General features: G+C 74.1%; 15 protein-coding genes. 3 read left to right on the top strand and 12 right to left on the bottom strand.

Annotated features, from left to right (window positions below; all coding sequences use genetic code 11):
• Positions 1-29: 29 nt before the first annotated feature.
• From hypE to ACFU97_RS36510, 12 genes are all read right to left on the bottom strand, one after another.
• Positions 30-1,076 (bottom strand): hydrogenase expression/formation protein HypE, encoded by a 1,047-nt coding sequence (gene hypE, locus ACFU97_RS36565; protein WP_384265087.1) that lies wholly within the window; start codon positions 1,074-1,076, stop codon positions 30-32.
• Positions 1,073-2,176, bottom strand: coding sequence for a hydrogenase formation protein HypD (hypD, locus tag ACFU97_RS36560; protein ID WP_384265086.1), 1,104 nt, complete (start codon positions 2,174-2,176; stop codon positions 1,073-1,075). Before hypD ends, hypE begins: the two co-directional genes overlap by 4 nt.
• Positions 2,173-2,793, bottom strand: a complete 621-nt coding sequence (locus tag ACFU97_RS36555; RefSeq protein ID WP_384265085.1) for a CBS domain-containing protein — start codon at positions 2,791-2,793, stop codon at positions 2,173-2,175. Before ACFU97_RS36555 ends, hypD begins: the two co-directional genes overlap by 4 nt.
• Entirely contained in the window at positions 2,786-4,147 is a 1,362-nt protein-coding gene (locus tag ACFU97_RS36550) for a Ni/Fe hydrogenase subunit alpha (RefSeq protein WP_384265083.1), read from the bottom strand. The genes ACFU97_RS36555 and ACFU97_RS36550 overlap by 8 nt, the downstream gene beginning before the upstream one ends.
• Positions 4,144-4,911, bottom strand: a complete 768-nt coding sequence (locus ACFU97_RS36545; protein WP_384265082.1) for an oxidoreductase — start codon at positions 4,909-4,911, stop codon at positions 4,144-4,146. Before ACFU97_RS36545 ends, ACFU97_RS36550 begins: the two co-directional genes overlap by 4 nt.
• Before the next feature lies 1 nt (position 4,912).
• On the bottom strand, positions 4,913-5,719 hold the full coding sequence (locus ACFU97_RS36540) for an FAD/NAD(P)-binding protein (RefSeq protein ID WP_384265080.1): 807 nt from the start codon (positions 5,717-5,719) through the stop codon (positions 4,913-4,915).
• Positions 5,716-6,198, bottom strand: a complete 483-nt coding sequence (locus tag ACFU97_RS36535) for a Crp/Fnr family transcriptional regulator (protein ID WP_384265079.1) — start codon at positions 6,196-6,198, stop codon at positions 5,716-5,718. The genes ACFU97_RS36540 and ACFU97_RS36535 overlap by 4 nt, the downstream gene beginning before the upstream one ends.
• Complete coding sequence (locus ACFU97_RS36530) at positions 6,198-7,328, bottom strand: 4Fe-4S dicluster domain-containing protein (RefSeq protein WP_384265077.1); 1,131 nt, start codon at positions 7,326-7,328, stop codon at positions 6,198-6,200. Before ACFU97_RS36530 ends, ACFU97_RS36535 begins: the two co-directional genes overlap by 1 nt.
• Before the next feature lie 139 nt (positions 7,329-7,467).
• Positions 7,468-7,725, bottom strand: a complete 258-nt coding sequence (locus ACFU97_RS36525) for a HypC/HybG/HupF family hydrogenase formation chaperone (protein ID WP_384265076.1) — start codon at positions 7,723-7,725, stop codon at positions 7,468-7,470.
• A 6-nt stretch (positions 7,726-7,731) separates the two neighbouring features.
• Positions 7,732-10,020, bottom strand: coding sequence for a carbamoyltransferase HypF (gene hypF, locus ACFU97_RS36520; protein ID WP_384265074.1), 2,289 nt, complete (start codon positions 10,018-10,020; stop codon positions 7,732-7,734).
• Entirely contained in the window at positions 10,017-10,520 is a 504-nt protein-coding gene (locus ACFU97_RS36515; RefSeq protein WP_384265073.1) for a hydrogenase maturation protease, read from the bottom strand. The genes hypF and ACFU97_RS36515 overlap by 4 nt, the downstream gene beginning before the upstream one ends.
• 76 nt (positions 10,521-10,596) lie before the next feature.
• Complete coding sequence (locus tag ACFU97_RS36510; protein ID WP_384265072.1) at positions 10,597-11,427, bottom strand: universal stress protein; 831 nt, start codon at positions 11,425-11,427, stop codon at positions 10,597-10,599.
• 165 nt (positions 11,428-11,592) lie between these two features.
• Here ACFU97_RS36510 and ACFU97_RS36505 point away from each other — a divergent pair, with 165 nt between their 5' ends.
• From ACFU97_RS36505 to ACFU97_RS36495, 3 genes are all read left to right on the top strand, one after another.
• On the top strand, positions 11,593-12,498 hold the full coding sequence (locus ACFU97_RS36505; protein ID WP_384265071.1) for a universal stress protein: 906 nt from the start codon (positions 11,593-11,595) through the stop codon (positions 12,496-12,498).
• A gap of 9 nt (positions 12,499-12,507) precedes the next feature.
• Positions 12,508-15,195, top strand: coding sequence for a pyruvate, phosphate dikinase (gene ppdK, locus ACFU97_RS36500; RefSeq protein WP_384265070.1), 2,688 nt, complete (start codon positions 12,508-12,510; stop codon positions 15,193-15,195).
• Between the two features lie 100 nt (positions 15,196-15,295).
• Positions 15,296-15,628 carry a cupin domain-containing protein gene (locus ACFU97_RS36495; RefSeq protein ID WP_384265068.1) on the top strand — a complete coding sequence of 111 codons (333 nt, stop codon included), beginning with the start codon at positions 15,296-15,298 and terminating at the stop codon, positions 15,626-15,628.
• The last annotated feature ends 151 nt before the right edge of the window (positions 15,629-15,779 follow it).

The raw sequence follows: 15,779 nt of genomic DNA, 5'->3' as shown, positions 1-15,779 counted from the left end.
GCACCTGCCCGCCCTGCCCGGGACGACTGTCAGCAGATGCGCGGCAGTTGCTCACCCAGTGGCATCTCCACGATCCGCCGCGCCCCCACCAGCGTCCGCATGGTCACCCGCCCCTGCGGCCCCTGCCCCTGCCCCTGCGGCAGCACCTCGCCGATCCGCACCGCCTGCGCCCCCTCGGGCAGCGACCGCATCGCGGCCAGTGCCGCTTCGGCCGCCGTTGCGTCGACGAAGGCGACCAGGCAGCCCTCGTTGGCGACCACCAGCGGGTCCAGGCCGAGCAGGTCGCAGGCCGAGGCGACCGCCTGCGGCACCGGCACGGCGTGCTCCTCGATCTCCACGGCGGCCGAGGAGTCCCGGGCGATCTCGTTGAGCGCGGCCGCCAGCCCGCCCCGGGTCGGATCGCGCAGCACATGAACCGCCTCGCCGAGCGGGGCCAGGGCGCGCACCAGCCGGTGCAGCGGCCGGGTGTCGGAGGCGATGTCGCTCTCGAAGCCGAGCCCCTCGCGGGTGCTCAGCACGGTCGTGCCGTGCAGGCCGATCGGCCCCGACAGCAGCACGGCGTCCCCCGGGCGGGCCAACGCGGCCGACAGGCACAGGAGTTCGTGCCGCTGCCCGATCCCGGTGGTGTTGATGAACAAGCGGTCTGCCGCGCCGCGTCCGACGACCTTGGTGTCCCCGGTGATCACGGGGACGCCCACGTTCTGGGCGGCCTTGCCCAACGACACCATGACGGACCGCAGTTCGGCCAGCGGCAGCCCCTCCTCGACGATCAGGGAGACGGACAGCGCCAGCGGCCACGCACCGCGCATGGCCAGGTCGTTGACCGTGCCGTGCACGGCCAGGGAGCCGATGTCGCCGCCCGGGAAGAACAGCGGGCTGACGACGAAGCTGTCGGTGCTCATCACCAGACTCGGATGGGAGGGCAGCAGCGCGGCGTCCTCCAGCGGCCCCGCGCCGCCGCCCACTGCGGGCAGCACCAGGCTCTCGAGCAGCTCCGCGGTCAGGCGCCCGCCGGCACCATGGCCCAGCAGCACGACCTCGTCCTCGTGGTTCGGGGTGGGGCATTGGATGCTCATGGCGTGCTCCTCGCGGGAGTGCGGCCGGCCGCGTGGAAGGCGGCACAGGTGCCCTCGGACGACACCATCGGCGCGCCCAGGGGATGGCGGGGTGTGCAGCGGGTGCCGTACGCGGCGCAGTCGGTGGGCAGCTTCGCCCCGGTCAGGATGGCGCCCGCGATGCACGCCGCGTCCTCGACAGGCCGCAGACCGCCCACGTCGAAGCGGCGGGCCGCGTCGAACCGCCGGTATTCCTCGGTCAGTTCGAGGCCGCTGCCGGGCAGCTCGCCGATGCCGCGCCAGGCCCGGTCGGTGACCTGGAAGACCCGGCGGACGGCGTCCCGCGCGGCGGTGTTGCCGGACCGGCGCACGGCCCGTACGTACTGGTTCTCCACCTCGGCCCGCCCGGCCTCCAGCTGCCGTACGGCCATCAGGATGCCCTCCAGCAGGTCCAGCGGCTCGAAACCGGTGACCACGATCGGCACGCCGTACCGGGCGGCGATCGGCTCGTACTCGGTCCAGCCCATCACCGCGCAGACGTGCCCGGCCGCCAGGAAGGCCTGCACCTCGCAGCCGGGGTCGTCGAGCAGGGCGGTCATCGCGGGCGGCACGAGGACGTGGCTGACCAGCATCGAGAAGTTCGTCAGGCCGAGGCGGGCGGCGTGCAGCACGGCCGTCGCGTTGGCCGGGGCGGTCGTCTCGAAGCCGACGGCGAGGAAGACCACCTCCCGGTCGGGGTGGCCGGCGGCCAGGCGCACGGCGTCCATCGGGGCGTACACCACGCGTACGTCCGCGCCGCGCGCCCGCAGCGACAGCAGGTCGGTGTCGGTGCCCGGCACGCGCAGCATGTCGCCGAAGCTGGTGAGGGTCACACCGGGCCGGGCGGCGATCGCCATGGCCCGGTCCAGGGTCTCCAGCGGGGTGACGCAGACCGGGCAGCCGGGGCCGTGGATCATCCGCATCCCGGCGGGCAGCAGCTCGTCGATGCCCTGGCGGACCAGGGTGTGGGTCTGCCCGCCGCACACCTCCATGATCCGCCAGGGCCGGGTGGCGGCGCCCCGCAGCTCGTCCAGCAGCCGCCGGGCGAGGACGGGATCGCGGTACTCGTCGAGGTACTTCATCGGTGCGAGAGGTCGAGCCGGACGTCCACGACCCCCTCCACCGCCCGCACCGCCCGCGCCACCACGGGCACGAGCGTCCGGTCGGGCAGGACGCCGCCGAGCGTGACCACGCCCTCGGACACGCTCACCGTCAGGGGGGCGACGACCGGGAGCTGGCCGAGCACGTCGCGCCGGATCTCCCCGGCGATCTCCTCGTCGTCCCGCAGGAACACCTTCAGCAGGTCGCTGCGGCTGACCACGCCCTGGAGCAGGCCGACGCCGTCCACCACGGGCAGTCGCTTGACGTGCCGGTGGGCCATGATGCGGGCGGCCTCGGCCAGCGAGGCGTCCGCGTGCACGGTCACGGCGGGGGCGCTCATGAGCTCGCCCGCGGTCACCGCGCCGGCCTTACGCCGGTCGTCCGGATCCCCCTCCTCGGTGTCGCGGAACTCCTCCTTGGCCATCAGATCGGCCTCGGACACGACCCCCACGACCCGGCCCTCGCCCGCCAGGACCGGCACGGCGCTGACCTTCCACTGGTCGAGCAGCTCGACGATCTCCTTGAAGGGCGCCTGGCTGCCGACGGCGACGACGGTGTGCGTCATCACGTCGCTCACGGTGTACGGAGATTCAGACATCGCAGCCTCCCGGACTGTCTGCCGAGGTACGGACGACCGTCAGGTCGAGGAAGTGGGTGGAGCACGAGATGCACGGGTCGTGGTTGCGGATCGCCCGCTCGCACAGGGCCGTCAACTCGGCGTCGTCCGGGTCGCGTTCGCCGATCGCGCGCTGCGTCATGCGGCGCAGGTCGTCCTCGATCGCGGCCTGGTTCTGCGCCGTCGGCGGCACCATCAGGGCACTGGTCACGATGCCGTCGGCGTCGAGTTCGTAGCGGTGGTACAGCACCCCGCGGGGCGCCTCGGTGGCGCCGTGCCCGACGCCCGCGACCGGGGGCACCTCGGTGTACGGGCGCGCGGGCGGCTCGTAGGTGTCGATGATCCGCAGCGCCTCCGAGACGGCGTACACCGCCTCCACGGCCCGCACCAGGATCGAGCGGAACGGGTTGCGGCACACCGCGCCCTCGCGCGGGTCGCCCAGCCCCGCCTCCACGGCGGCCTGCAGCGCCACCGGCGACAGCCGCGGGCCGTTGATCGCGAACCGGGCGAGCGAGCCCGTGAGATGCAGCCGGCCGTCCAGCCGCGAGTGCAGGGCGGTGGAACGGCGCACCTGCGTCTCGGTGACGTGCTCGGCGAACTCCCGCACGGGGAAGGAACCGGTGCCGCCGTCCGCGCGCAGCACGGTCGGGGTGCCGCCGTCGATGGCGTACGTGTCCGGCTCGGCCAGCGCCAGCAGGTCCGCCTCGACACGGGCGTCCGGGAACTCGAAGCCGGCGACCCAGCGCACGGTCTCCCACGCGTCGACCAGCGCCTGCTTCAACTCCTCCCGCACGGGCCGCAGTTCCCCGCGCGTCGGCACCCGGTGGAAGCCGCCCAGCCGTACGTTCACGGGGTGCACGGCCCGTCCGCCGATCAGCTCCATCAGGGAGTTGCCGGCCTTCTTCAGCCTCAGCCCCCGTTCCACCTCGGCGCGATGGGTGCGGGCCAGCTCGATCGCGCTCGCACGGCCCAGGAAGTCCGGTGCGTGCAGCAGGTAGATGTGCAGGACCTGGCTCTCGATCCACTCGCCGCAGTACAGCAGCCGGCGCAGGTCCCGGATCACCGGGTCGACCTTCACGCCGCACGCGTCCTCGATCGCCGCGCACGCGCTCATCTGGTACGCCACCGGGCAGATCCCGCACACCCGCGCCGTGATGTCGGGCGGCTCGGTGTACGAACGGCCGCGCAGGAACGCCTCGAAGAAGCGCGGCGGCTCGTAGATCTCCAGCCGCGCCTCGGTGACCGTGCCGTCGTGCACGTGCAGGCGCAGCGCACCCTCGCCCTCGACCCGCGACAGCGAGCCGACGTGCAGCATCCGGGATCCGCGATGGGTCACTTGTTCAACTCCTCCTCGAACGCAGCGGTGTTGAAGGTGTGCAGGAGCCGCACCACGTCCTCGTCGCCGAGGCCGTCGCGGCGCAGCAGCGGGATCAGGGCGGGCAGGTTCACCGACCCGGACGGGCCGAAGCAGCCGAAGCAGCCGCGGTGGTAGGCGGGGCACAGCGCCCCGCACCCGGCGTGCGTGACCGGCCCGAGGCAGGGTGTGCCGTGGGCGACCGTGACGCAGACCGTGCCGCGCCGCTTGCACTCGAAGCACACGCTGTGGTTCGGCACGTCGGGCTTGCGCCCGGCGAGGAACGCGGTGATCACCTCGATGAGCTGGCGCCGGTCGACCGGGCAGCCGCGCAGCTCGAAGTCGACGTCCACATGGGCCGACACGGGAGTGGAGGTGGCGAGCGTGGAGATGTACTCGGGGTGCGCGTACACGGTGCGCCGGAACTCCTCGACGTCCGCGAAGTTGCGCAGCGCCTGGATGCCGCCCGCCGTGGCGCACGCGCCGATGGTCACCAGGTGGCGCGATGCGTCGCGGATGGCCCGGATGCGCTCGGCGTCCGCGGCCGTGGTGATGGAGCCCTCGACCAGGGAGAGGTCGTACGGCCCGGGCTCCACCGAGCTGGAGGCCTCCAGGAAGTGCGAGATGTCCACCTCGCCCGCCAGCGCCAGGAGTTCGTCCTCGCAGTCGAGCAGGGTGAGCTGGCAGCCGTCGCAGGAGGCCAGCTTGAACACGGCGAGCCTGGGCCTGGTCCTGGTGGTGGCCATCTCACAACTCCCTTGCCGAGAGGAGCGGTTCGGCGCGCGCCCAGTCCACGACCGGTCCCACCTGGCACAGCAGCAGCGGGCCGAGCTGGCAGTGCCCGCAGTGCCCGGTCGCGCAGCGCATGTTCCGCTCCAGCGAGACCTGGATCTCCTCGGCGGGCACACCTCGGTGGACCAGGTCGCGGGCCGTGGCCCGGATCATGGGCTCGGGGCCGCACACGAACGCCGTCGTCTCCCCGGGCTCGAACCGCGCCCGCCCGAGCAGCTGGGTGACCACGCCGACGTCCCCGCGCCAGTCCACCTCGGGGCGGTCGACCGTCACACCGGTGAACGCCGTGGCCCAACTCGCCACCTCCGCACGGGCGATGAGATCACTCGGGGTCCGGGCCCCGATCAGGACGTTGACCCGCCCGTACGCCTCCGGCTCCGCCAGCACCGCCAGGATCAGCGGCCGCAGCGGGGCGAACCCGATGCCGCCCGCCACGATCACCACGTCCCGGCCGTGCGCCCGCTCCGCCTCCCAGCTGGTGCCGTAGGGGCCGCGGATGCCGACGACGTCGCCGACCCGGGCCGCGCACACCCCGTCGGAGACCGCGCCCACCGAGCGGACGGTGTGCGCGAGACCGCCGGTGGCCTGGACGGAGCTGACCGACACGGGGATCTCGCCCCGCCCGAAGGAGTGCACCATCGCGAACTGCCCCGGCAGGAAGTCGGGCAGCGCCGGCCCCACCGGCTCGAACCGGAGGGTGACCGTGTCCGCGGTCTCCGCCCGGCGGGCGACGACCCGGTGCGGTACCGGCAGCGCGGTCATTGCTCGTCCTTCGTCCCGTGGAGGCCGTACGCCCCGTGCGTCCCGTACAGGTCGACCATCCGGGTGCGGGCCGCGTTCAGCCGGTGGGCGAGCACCCGCCCGACCCAGTGCTCCACCGCGCGCCCGAACTCGGCGTCGTCGAGACACATCAGGCGGACGGCGACGGCGTCGAACTCGTAGGCCCGCAAGGGGGTCACGGCGACTGCGCCGAGCTGCCAGACGTACGGCTCGTACAGCCACGACCAGCCGAGCAGGTCGCCGGCACCGAGCGTCTCGACGACCGGCGAGCGGCGGCCGGGCACATGCATGTCGAGCGCGGCCGTGCCGTTGCGGAGGATCCAGAAGCGGTTCGCGTGCCCGCCCTCCTCGAACAGCCGGGTGTCCTGCGCGAAGGCGGCCTCGCGGCCGACGCGCAGCAGACGCTCGCGGTGTTCGGCGGGCAGGGCGTGGTTCATGCGCAGGGCCATCGACGGGGGCATCAGTCCGACTCCGTTCCGCGTTCGGTCTCCAGGTCCGCCACTTCCTCCGTGATGTCGATGCCGGCCGGGCACCAGGCGATGCAGCGCCCGCAGCCGACACATCCGGACGTGCCGAACTGGTCGTACCAGGTGGAGAGTTTGTGGGTGAGCCACTGCCGGTAGCGGCTGCGGGACGACTGCCGCACCGACCCTCCGTGCAGATAGGAGAAGTCCAGGTCGAAGCAGGAGTCCCAGCGCTGCCAGCGCTCGGTGTGGTCACCGGTCAGATCGGTGACCTCCTCCGTGGTGGTGCAGAAGCAGGTGGGGCAGACCATCGTGCAGTTGCCGCAGGTCAGACAGCGTTCGGCGACGTCGTCCCAGCGCTCGGCGTCCAGGCTCGCCCCCATCAGGTCACGCAGGTCGACAGGCGGCAGCGAGCGGCCCATCCGCTCACGGGCCGCGTCGACCGCGCCGCGGGCGGTGGACTCGGTGACCATGTCGGCCGGGCGGGAGGGGACTTGGTCGAGCAGCCGGGCGCCCTCCGCGCTGCCGACGCGGACCAGGAACCGGTGCCCCTCCTCGTCCACCACCTCGGTCAGCGCCAGGTCGTAGCCGGGATCGGCGGCGGGCCCGCCGCCCGTGGAGACGCAGAAGCAGGTCGCACCCGGCTCGGTGCACTCGGCGGCGATCAGCAGCGCCCGCCGGCGCCGCTCGCCGTACCCGCCGTCCTCGTACCGGCCGCCGGTCAGCACGCGGTCCTGGATGGCGATGGCCCGCAGGTCGCAGGGCCGGACCCCGAGGAAGGCGTACGACGGCGCCTCGGCCTCGTGCGCGGTGAACGACACGTCGCCCTCCGGCGTCCGGTCGGCGCTCCACAGCAGCTCCCGCGCGGGATGCAGGAAGTTCTTCCAGGACTGCGGCCCCGCGCTGTGCGCGAAGGCGGCCCCGTCCGCACGGGGGACCAGCCGGTACCGTCCGGCCTCGAGCTCGACCCCCCAGCCGTACGGCAGCGCGTCCGCCGAGGTCAGTTCGGCCAGCACGACCGCCCCGTCGCGCACGGTCGGTCCCACCACGGTCCGCCCGTCCGCCACGAGTGCCTCGACCAGGGCGGCGAGCCCGTCTTGATCGAGTACGGCAGGGGCTGCGTCCATCACGTTCCTCCTCGTCACTCGTCCACTCCCAGCGTCGTGCCCGGCCACCGCGGGACGGCAGGGGCCGACCGGCCCAGCGACCAAGCCGACCGGACCCCGGGCGCCCCCCTTCGGGGGCGCGGGGACACGTCGATGCGCACTAGGGCAGCGGCTCGCCCAGCTCGCCCTCCACGGCTCCGGCCATCGCGCGCAGGACCGACAGCGTCCTGTGCGCCTCCGCCTCGTCCACCTCGGTGATCGCGAACCCGACGTGCACGATCACGTAGGACCCCACCCCCGCGTCGGGGGTGCATCCGAGGCACACCTCGCGCCGGACCCCGCCGAAGTCCACCGTCCCCATCCGCAGCCCCGCGTCGTCGTGCACCTCCACGACCCGCCCCGGGATGCCCAGACACATGCGCGTTCACCCCTTCCCGGCCAGCCGTGCGGCGGCCACCGCCGCCTGTCCGTAACTGACACCGCCGTCCCCGACCGGCACCTGGCCGCCGGCCAGCACCCGCAGCCCCTGCGCGTGCAGCCGCCGCTTCACCTCCGTCAGCAGCCGCCGGTTGACGAAGCAGCCCCCGCCGAGGCACACGGTCCGTGGCGCGCCCTCGGCCACCGCACGCGCCACCAGGTCCGCGGTCACGATCCCGAGCGTCAGATGGAAGGCAGCCGCCAGCCGGGACACCGGCTCCCCGTCCAGCCGACGGCGCAGCAGGTCCGCCAGGGTCGGCGTGGAGTCGTAGACCCACAACCCCCGGACCCGCACCACCCGTTGGTCCAGCGGTGCGGCATGCTCGCTTCCGGCCGCCGCCTCCAGCAGGACGGCCGCCTCGCCCTCGTAGCCCACCCGCTCGCACAGGCCCAGCAGCGCGGCGACCGTGTCGAAGAGGCGGCCGGCGCTCGACGCGCGCGGGCAGTTGACGTCGCGCGCGACCATGGCCCGCACGGCGGCGACCTCGGCCGGATCGAGCCGGTCGGTGAAGGCGCGGGTGAGCCACGGGTACGGGTGCGGGGAGCCCAGCGTCTCGCCGCCGAACAGATGGCCCAGGGCCGTACGCGAGGGATGGCGTACCGCCGCGTCGCCGCCGGGCAGGGGCGCGGTCGCGAACCTGCCTACGCGGCGGTAGCCGCTCAGGTCGGCGACGAGGATCTCGCCGCCCCACAGGGTGCCGTCGTCGCCCAGTCCCAGTCCGTCGTAGGCCACGCCGAGGAACGGCCCGTGCACTCCGTGCTCGGCCGCGCAGGCGGCCACGTGCGCGTGATGGTGCTGCACCGGGACCAGACGCAGCGACTGAGCCTTCGCCCACTGCGTGGACAGGTAGCCGGGGTGCAGGTCGTGGGCGAGGGCCACGGGTTCGATGCCGGTGAGCCGCTTGAGGTGGGCGTACGACGCCAGGAACGCGTCGTGGGCGGTGGCGTCGGCGAGGTCGCCGAGGTGCGGTCCGAGGTGGGCGCGGCCGTCGGCGGCGAGCGTGAACGTGTGCTTGAGCTGGGCGCCGGCCCCGGCGACCGGCGCGCCGACGGTGAGCGGCAGCGGAGCCGGGGCCAGGCCGCGGGCCCTCCGGACCGTGATCCGCGTCCGCCCGGTGAACTGCACCACGGAGTCGTCGTAGCGGGACCGGACGGCACGGTCGTGGGTGAGAAAGCCGTCGGCGACACCCTCCAGCGCCCGCCGGGCGTCGGCGTCGTCGACGGCGATCGGCTCGTCGGCGAGGTTTCCGCTGGTCACCACCAGGGGGCGGGCCAGATCGCCGAGGAGGAGGTGGTGCAGACCCGTGGTCGGCAGGAACAGGCCGACGCTCGTCAGGCCCGGGTGGATCTCGTGGGCGAGCGGATCGGCACGGTTCAGGCGGCGCCGCGCGAGCAGCACGACCGGTCGTTCCAGGGAGGTCAGGGCGGCTTCCTCGGTGGAACCGATCCGCGCCAGCCGGGCGGCAGCCGCGAGGTCGGGGACCATGACGGCGAACGGCTTGGTGGGCCGTCCCTTGCGCCGCCGCAGCTCCGAGACGGCGGCCGGATCACCGGCGTCGCACACGAGTTGATAACCGCCGATACCTTTCAGCGCGACGATCCCGCCCGCGGCGACGGTCTTGACGGCGGCCTGCAGCGCCTCCTCGCCCCGCAGGTCCTCCCAGGCGAGCCGCGGACCGCAGACGGGGCAGGCGACGGGTTCGGCGTGGAAGCGCCGGTCCGCCGGATCGGCGTACTCGGCCGCGCACCGCGGGCAGAGAGGGAAGCGGCGCATGGTGGTGCGGATCCGGTCGTACGGGAGATCCTCGATGATCGTGGCGCGCGGACCGCAGTCCGTGCAGTTGATGAAGGGGTAGCGGTGACGGCGGTCGCCGGGGTCGCGCAGCTCGGCCAGGCAGGCCTCGCAGATCGCGGCGTCGGGGGGTATCTCGCGCGGCGCCGTGTCCGCCTCCGCGGGCGCGCTGTGGCGCACCTGGAACCCCGGCCCGAACGCCGGCTGCGCCGTGTCGCCGGTCAGCCGGACCCGGCGCACCCGGGCGAGGGCCGGCGCGTCGGCGCGCAGCCGGACGGCGAACTCGTCGATCACCTGCGGCGGCCCGGCGACCTCGCCCTCCACGTGCCCGTTGACGTTGGCCACCCAGCCGTCCAGGCCGAGCGTGGACGCGGTGCGGTAGACGAACGGCCGGAAGCCGACACCCTGGACGATCCCCTCCACGCGGAAGCGCCGCACGGTCATGCCGGCCTCCCCGCGGTGGGCCGGTGCCGGACGATCTCCCACTCGACGGTGCGCGTGAGCGGTTCGACGGCCGCCGCCACGGCGGGGGAGAGGCCGGTGCCCAGCGAGCTGTCGGCGCCCTCCACGGCGTAGACGACGAGGTGGCGGGGCAACCTGCCGAGCGCGCGGGCGAGTTCGACGGCCTCGCCGAGTCCGAGGCCGTGCGAGCTGGTGGTCGGCGGCTGCGCCAGGTGACCGGCGTCCAGCTCCAGGCGGTGCACCCGGCCGGGCGTGCCCGGGTGCGCGTGGGCCGCGTCCACGACCACCGCGAGGTCCGCGTCCTCCCACAGCCCGATCAGCCGTCCCGGATCGCCGTCGCAGACGGCGGGCACGGTGCCCGGCGGCAGCGGACGGCGCGCGGCACGCTCGCGCAGCCGGGCGAGCACGGCCCAGCCCACTCCGTCGTCGCGCCGGAACTCGTTGCCGACGCCGATGACGGCGATCCGTGTAGGTGTCCCCATGGTCCACACGGTGCGCCGTCCCCGCGCGGCACCGCATGGGCCGAACGACCCCACCGCCGGGGCCGACCCGCCCGGGTCAGGAGGGCACGACGGCGACGGGGCAGCGCAAGCGCCCGAGCAGCTCCCGCAGCGTGGAGCCCGCGCCGGAGTGCCGTGCCACCACCATGAGTTCGGCTCCCTCCGAGGCGTGGGCGAGGGCCTCCGCCGGGGTGAACAGCAGGACGTCCTCCAGCACGTCGACGTCCGGGTACTTCCGGCGCCAGGGGCGCAGTGCGTCGGACAGCAGCTGCACCTCGTTGTCCTCCCAGGTGGCCCGGTCCTCCTCCAGGATCGGCAGGGGCGGGGACACGGCGCTGTCGGGCAGCTGCCACGCGTGCACGGCGTGCAGGCGCGCGCCACGCAGCCGGGCCGCCTCGAAGGCGAAGTCGAGCGCGGCGGCCGACGGGTCACGGACGTCGACGCCGACGGCCACGCCGGCGGACCGCCACGGCGGCGCCTCGGCGGGGGTCGCGCCCGGCACGAGGACCACCGGCCCGGTGGACTCCTCCGCGACGGCCTCCGCGGTCGAGCCCACGGCGGTTCCGGCCTGGCCTCCCTCGCCGCGCAGGCCGAGCACGAGCAGCTCGGCGTCCCGGCCCACGGCGCGCAGCACGGGGGCGGGCGTGCCGATCGCGCTCTCGGCCCCGGCCCGCAACGTGCCGTGCCGTCCGGTGAGTTCGGCCACCACATGGTCGGCAACCGCCTCTGGGTGGTACGGCCACTGCTCCACGGGATCCAGGGAGGCCGGCGGCACCACGTGCACCACGCGCAGCGGCAGTCCCCGCAGCAGCGCCTCCCTGGCGCCCCAGTCCGCGGCGGCACGGCTGCGTGCCGACCGGTCGACGCCGACGATGATCTCTCGTTGCATGGTGCGCCGCCTTTCGGGCCGTGTGTCCTCCACACTTTTCCCCGCGTCCAGCCGGCGAGCAGGGGCCGAACGGTCCAGGCCGAAGACCTGGCGGCCCATACCTGCCCGCGGGCCGCCGAACGACGCTGGTGGCGAGGAGCAGACCGAGCGCTGGAGGTGCGCATCATGCTTCCGCCCGTCATCGCCGGTGTCGACGGTTCGGCCGAGAGTCTGGCAGCCGCACAGTGGGCCGCCCGTGAGGCCTTACGCCGCGACCGGCCCCTGCGGCTCTTCCACGCCTGGAACTGGCATCCGCGCCAGGAGGACGGCGAGGAGGCCACGGCCGCCCGGCGTCATCTGGCGCGGCGGTCCCTGCGCGCGGCGCAGGAACGCATCCGCCGCACCTGCCCCGACGTCCGCCTGGACCCCGACGTCCAGGTCGAGGGCCCTGCCACCGCCGCCCTGCTCAAGGCCGGCGCGGACGCCGACCTGCTCGTGCTGGGGTCGCGCGGCCTGAGCGGCTTCACCGGCTTCCTGGTCGGCTCGGTCGCGCTGGGCGTGGTGGCACGCGCCACCGGGCCCGTCGTCCTGGTCCGGGCCGGCGAGGAGGCCGCCGACGAGCACCTTCCGGACGCCGGCGGCGCCGCGTCCACCGACACCGGTTACCGGGACGTCGTCGTCGGTGTCGACGTCGAGGACCCGTGCGACGAGGTGATCGAGTTCGCCTTCGAGGAGGCCCGTACGCGGGGCACGCGCCTGAGGGCCGTGCACGCCTGGCAGCAGCCCTCCCCGGTCGGCCTCGGGCCCGGTGACCTCGGCCTGATGGGCGCCCCGGAACGGGCCGGGGAATGGCTCGGCTACCTGAGCGCCGTCCTGCAGGTGTGGCGCGACAAGTACCCCGGCGTCGAGGTCGCCGAGACCGTGACCGAGGGCCGCCCCCAGTCCGTGCTGGTCCGGGCCGCCTCGGGCGCGAGCCTGCTCGTCGTCGGCCGCCACACCACCGAACGTCCCGCGGGCCCGCGCACGGGCCCCGTCACCCACGCCGCCATCCACCACGTCGGCTGCCCCGTGGCCGTCGTGCCCCACGCCTGAGAGGGCATCATGACCAAGCCGACGAAGTACGTGTACGCCTTCGCCGAGGGCGGCCGGGACATGGCCGCCCTGCTCGGTGGCAAGGGAGCCGGGCTCGCCGAGATGACCAGGATCGGGCTGCCCGTCCCGCCCGGATTCACCGTCACCACCGAGGCGTGCAAGGTCTATCTGAACACCGGGCAGGAGCCGCCGGAACTCGCCGTCGAGGCGGCGCAGGCGCTCGCCGGCCTGGAGCGGGCGATGGGCCGCACCCTGGGAGCGCCCGACGATCCGCTGCTGGTGTCCGTGCGTTCGGGCGCCCGCTTCTCGATGCCCGGAATGATGGACACCATCCTCGACGTCGGCCTCAACGACGAGTCCGTCACCGGGCTGGCCAAGGCGTCCGGGCAGGAGCGGTTCGCCTGGGACTCCTACCGCCGGCTCATCCAGATGTTCGGGCACACCGTGCTGGGCGTCGACGGCGACCTGTTCGAGCAGGCCATCGCCGCGCACAAGGCCCGGCGTGGGGTCGCCGACGACCATCTGCTCGACACCGCCGAACTCGTCCTGCTCACCGAGGAGTTCAAGGCGATCATCCGCCAGGAGACCGGTGCGGACTTCCCGCAGGAGCCGGCCGACCAGCTCGCCCGGGCCATCCGGGCCGTCTTCGACTCTTGGAACACCGAACGCGCCCACGTCTACCGCCACCGCGAGCACATCCCCGAGGATCTCGGCACCGCCGTCAACATCCAGGCGATGGTCTTCGGCAACCTCGGCACCGACTCCGGCACCGGCGTCGCCTTCACCCGCGACCCCGCCACCGGGGAACAGGGCGTCTACGGGGACTACCTGCCCGACGCCCAGGGCGAGGACGTCGTCGCCGGTGTGCGCGACGCCCTGCCGCTGAGCGAGCTCAGGACGCTCGACCCCCGCGCCTACGCCGAACTCGGCGACCACCTGCGCACGCTGGAGAACCACTACCGCGACCTGTGCGACGTCGAGTTCACCGTCGAGCGCGGCAAGCTGTGGGTCCTGCAGACCCGGGTCGGCAAGCGCACCGCCAAGGCCGCCTTCCGTATCGCCCACGACCTGCGCGAGGAGCGGACGATCACCGCCGACGAGGCCCTGATCCGCGTCGACGGCGCCGCCCTGACCCGGCTGATGTTCCCGCGGTTCGACGCACGGACCACCGACCGGCCCCTCGCCCACGGCGTGCCCGCCTCACCGGGCGCGGCGGTCGGCGCCGTCGTCTTCGACTCCGCCGAGGCCGTCCGCCGTGCCGCCGCCGGCGAGCAGGTGGTCCTGGTCCGCCGGGAGACCACGCCCGACGACCTGCCCGGCATGATCGCCGCCCAGGCCGTCCTCACCAGCCGGGGCGGCAAGACCAGCCATGCCGCGGTGGTCGCCCGCGGCATGGGCAAGGTGTGCGTGTGCGGCGCCGAGGAACTGGCCGTGGACGCGGCACAGCGGCGGTTCACCGCGCCGTCCGGGACCGTGGTCCACGAGGGTGACGTGGTCTCCGTCGACGGCACGGCGGGCACCGTGCACCTCGGAGCGCTGCCGCTCACCGCCTCCGACGTCGGACGCGCCCTGGAGTCCGGCACCGCCACCGACACGCTCACGAGCGCGGTCCTGGGCGCCCTCGACCACGCCGACTCCGTACGCCGCCTGGAGGTGCGGGCCAACGCCGACACCCCCGAGGACGCCGTGCGGGCCCGCGCACTGGGCGCGCAGGGCATCGGCCTGTGCCGCACCGAGCACATGTTCCTCGGCGAGCGCAGGGCGCTGGTCGAGGCGATGATCCTGGCCCGCGACGACGTCGCACGCGAACGGGCCCTGGACGCCCTGCTGCCGCTGCAGCGGGCCGACTTCACCGCCATCCTGGAGGCGATGGACGGACTGCCGGTGACGATCCGGCTGATCGACCCGCCGCTGCACGAGTTCCTGCCCGACCGCACGGAACTCGCCGTCCGCCTCGCCCGCACCGACCGGCCGGACCCGCACGACCGTGAACTGCTCGCGGCCGTCGAGCGGATGCACGAGCAGAACCCGATGCTGGGCCTGCGCGGCGTCCGTCTGGGTCTGGCCGTGCCGGGCCTGATGGCCATGCAGGTCAGGGCGGTCGCCGAGGCCGTCGCGCAGCGGCTGCGCGACGGCGGCGCACCGCGCGCCGAGATCATGATCCCGCTCGTCGGCACGGTCGAGGAGCTGCGGCTGGCCCGCGCCGAGGCGGAACGGGTGCTCGGCGAGGTGGAGACCGAGACCGGCCGGGCCCTGGAGTGCCCGATCGGAACGATGATCGAGCTGCCGCGGGCCGCGCTCACCGCGGGTCGCATCGCCGAGGCGGCCGACTTCTTCTCCTTCGGCACCAACGACCTCACCCAGACCACCTGGGGGCTGTCGCGCGACGACGCCGAGGCGTCCTTCTTCCCGCTCTACCTCGACAAGGGCGTCTTCCCGGTGTCGCCGTTCGAGACGATCGACCAGGAGGGCGTCGGCCGGCTGGTGGAGATCGGCGTGCAGGCGGGCCGTGCGGTCAACCCGAGGCTAGAGACGGGCGTGTGCGGCGAGCACGGCGGCGACCCGGACTCGATCCACTTCTTCCACCGGGTGGGCCTGGACTACGTTTCCTGCTCGCCGTTCCGCATCCCGGCGGCCCGGCTGGAGGCGGGACGCGCATCGCTGACCGAGACCACGGACACGAGCGACACCAGGTGAGCGGATGAGACGTCTTCCACCGGGCCGTTCCAGGCGCCGCACGGCTTTCGCGGCGGCGTATCGGCGGCCGTCACCGACACAGAAACGGCACACTGCAACCATGCAGAAGCTCTCGCTCGACGCCCGCATCCGCGAACACCTCGAACGGGCCGCCGCGTCCTCCACCGGCCGCAGCGCCGAGACCGTCTACGGCGGCCACGAACACGTCCTGCGCCAGACCCTGATCACCCTGTGCGCCGGCACCGAGCTGGCCGAGCACGACAGTCCCGGCGAGGCGACGGTGCTCGTGCTGCGCGGCCGTGTGCGCCTGCGCAGCGGCGGGGACGTGTGGGAGGGCAGGACCGGGGACCTGCTCCTCGTGCCTCCCGCGCGGCACAGCCTGGACGCCCTGGAGGACTCGGCCGTGCTGCTGACGGTCGGCAAGACGGGCTGACCGGCCGTCCTGGGGCGGCCGGACCGCCGGGACCAGGGGGGGGGGGTGGGGGGGCCGGGGTCGGGGAGTCCGCGACGAGGGGGGTGCCCCACTCTCCCACAAAACCCGCCCCCCGAACGACACCTTCTCCATCCCCTCCCAAGCGCCACCA

Source organism: Streptomyces sp. NPDC057616 (assembly GCF_042800575.1).
Classification (GTDB): Bacteria; Actinomycetota; Actinomycetes; order Streptomycetales; family Streptomycetaceae; genus Streptomyces.
This window is presented reverse-complemented; position numbering and strand designations above follow the sequence as displayed.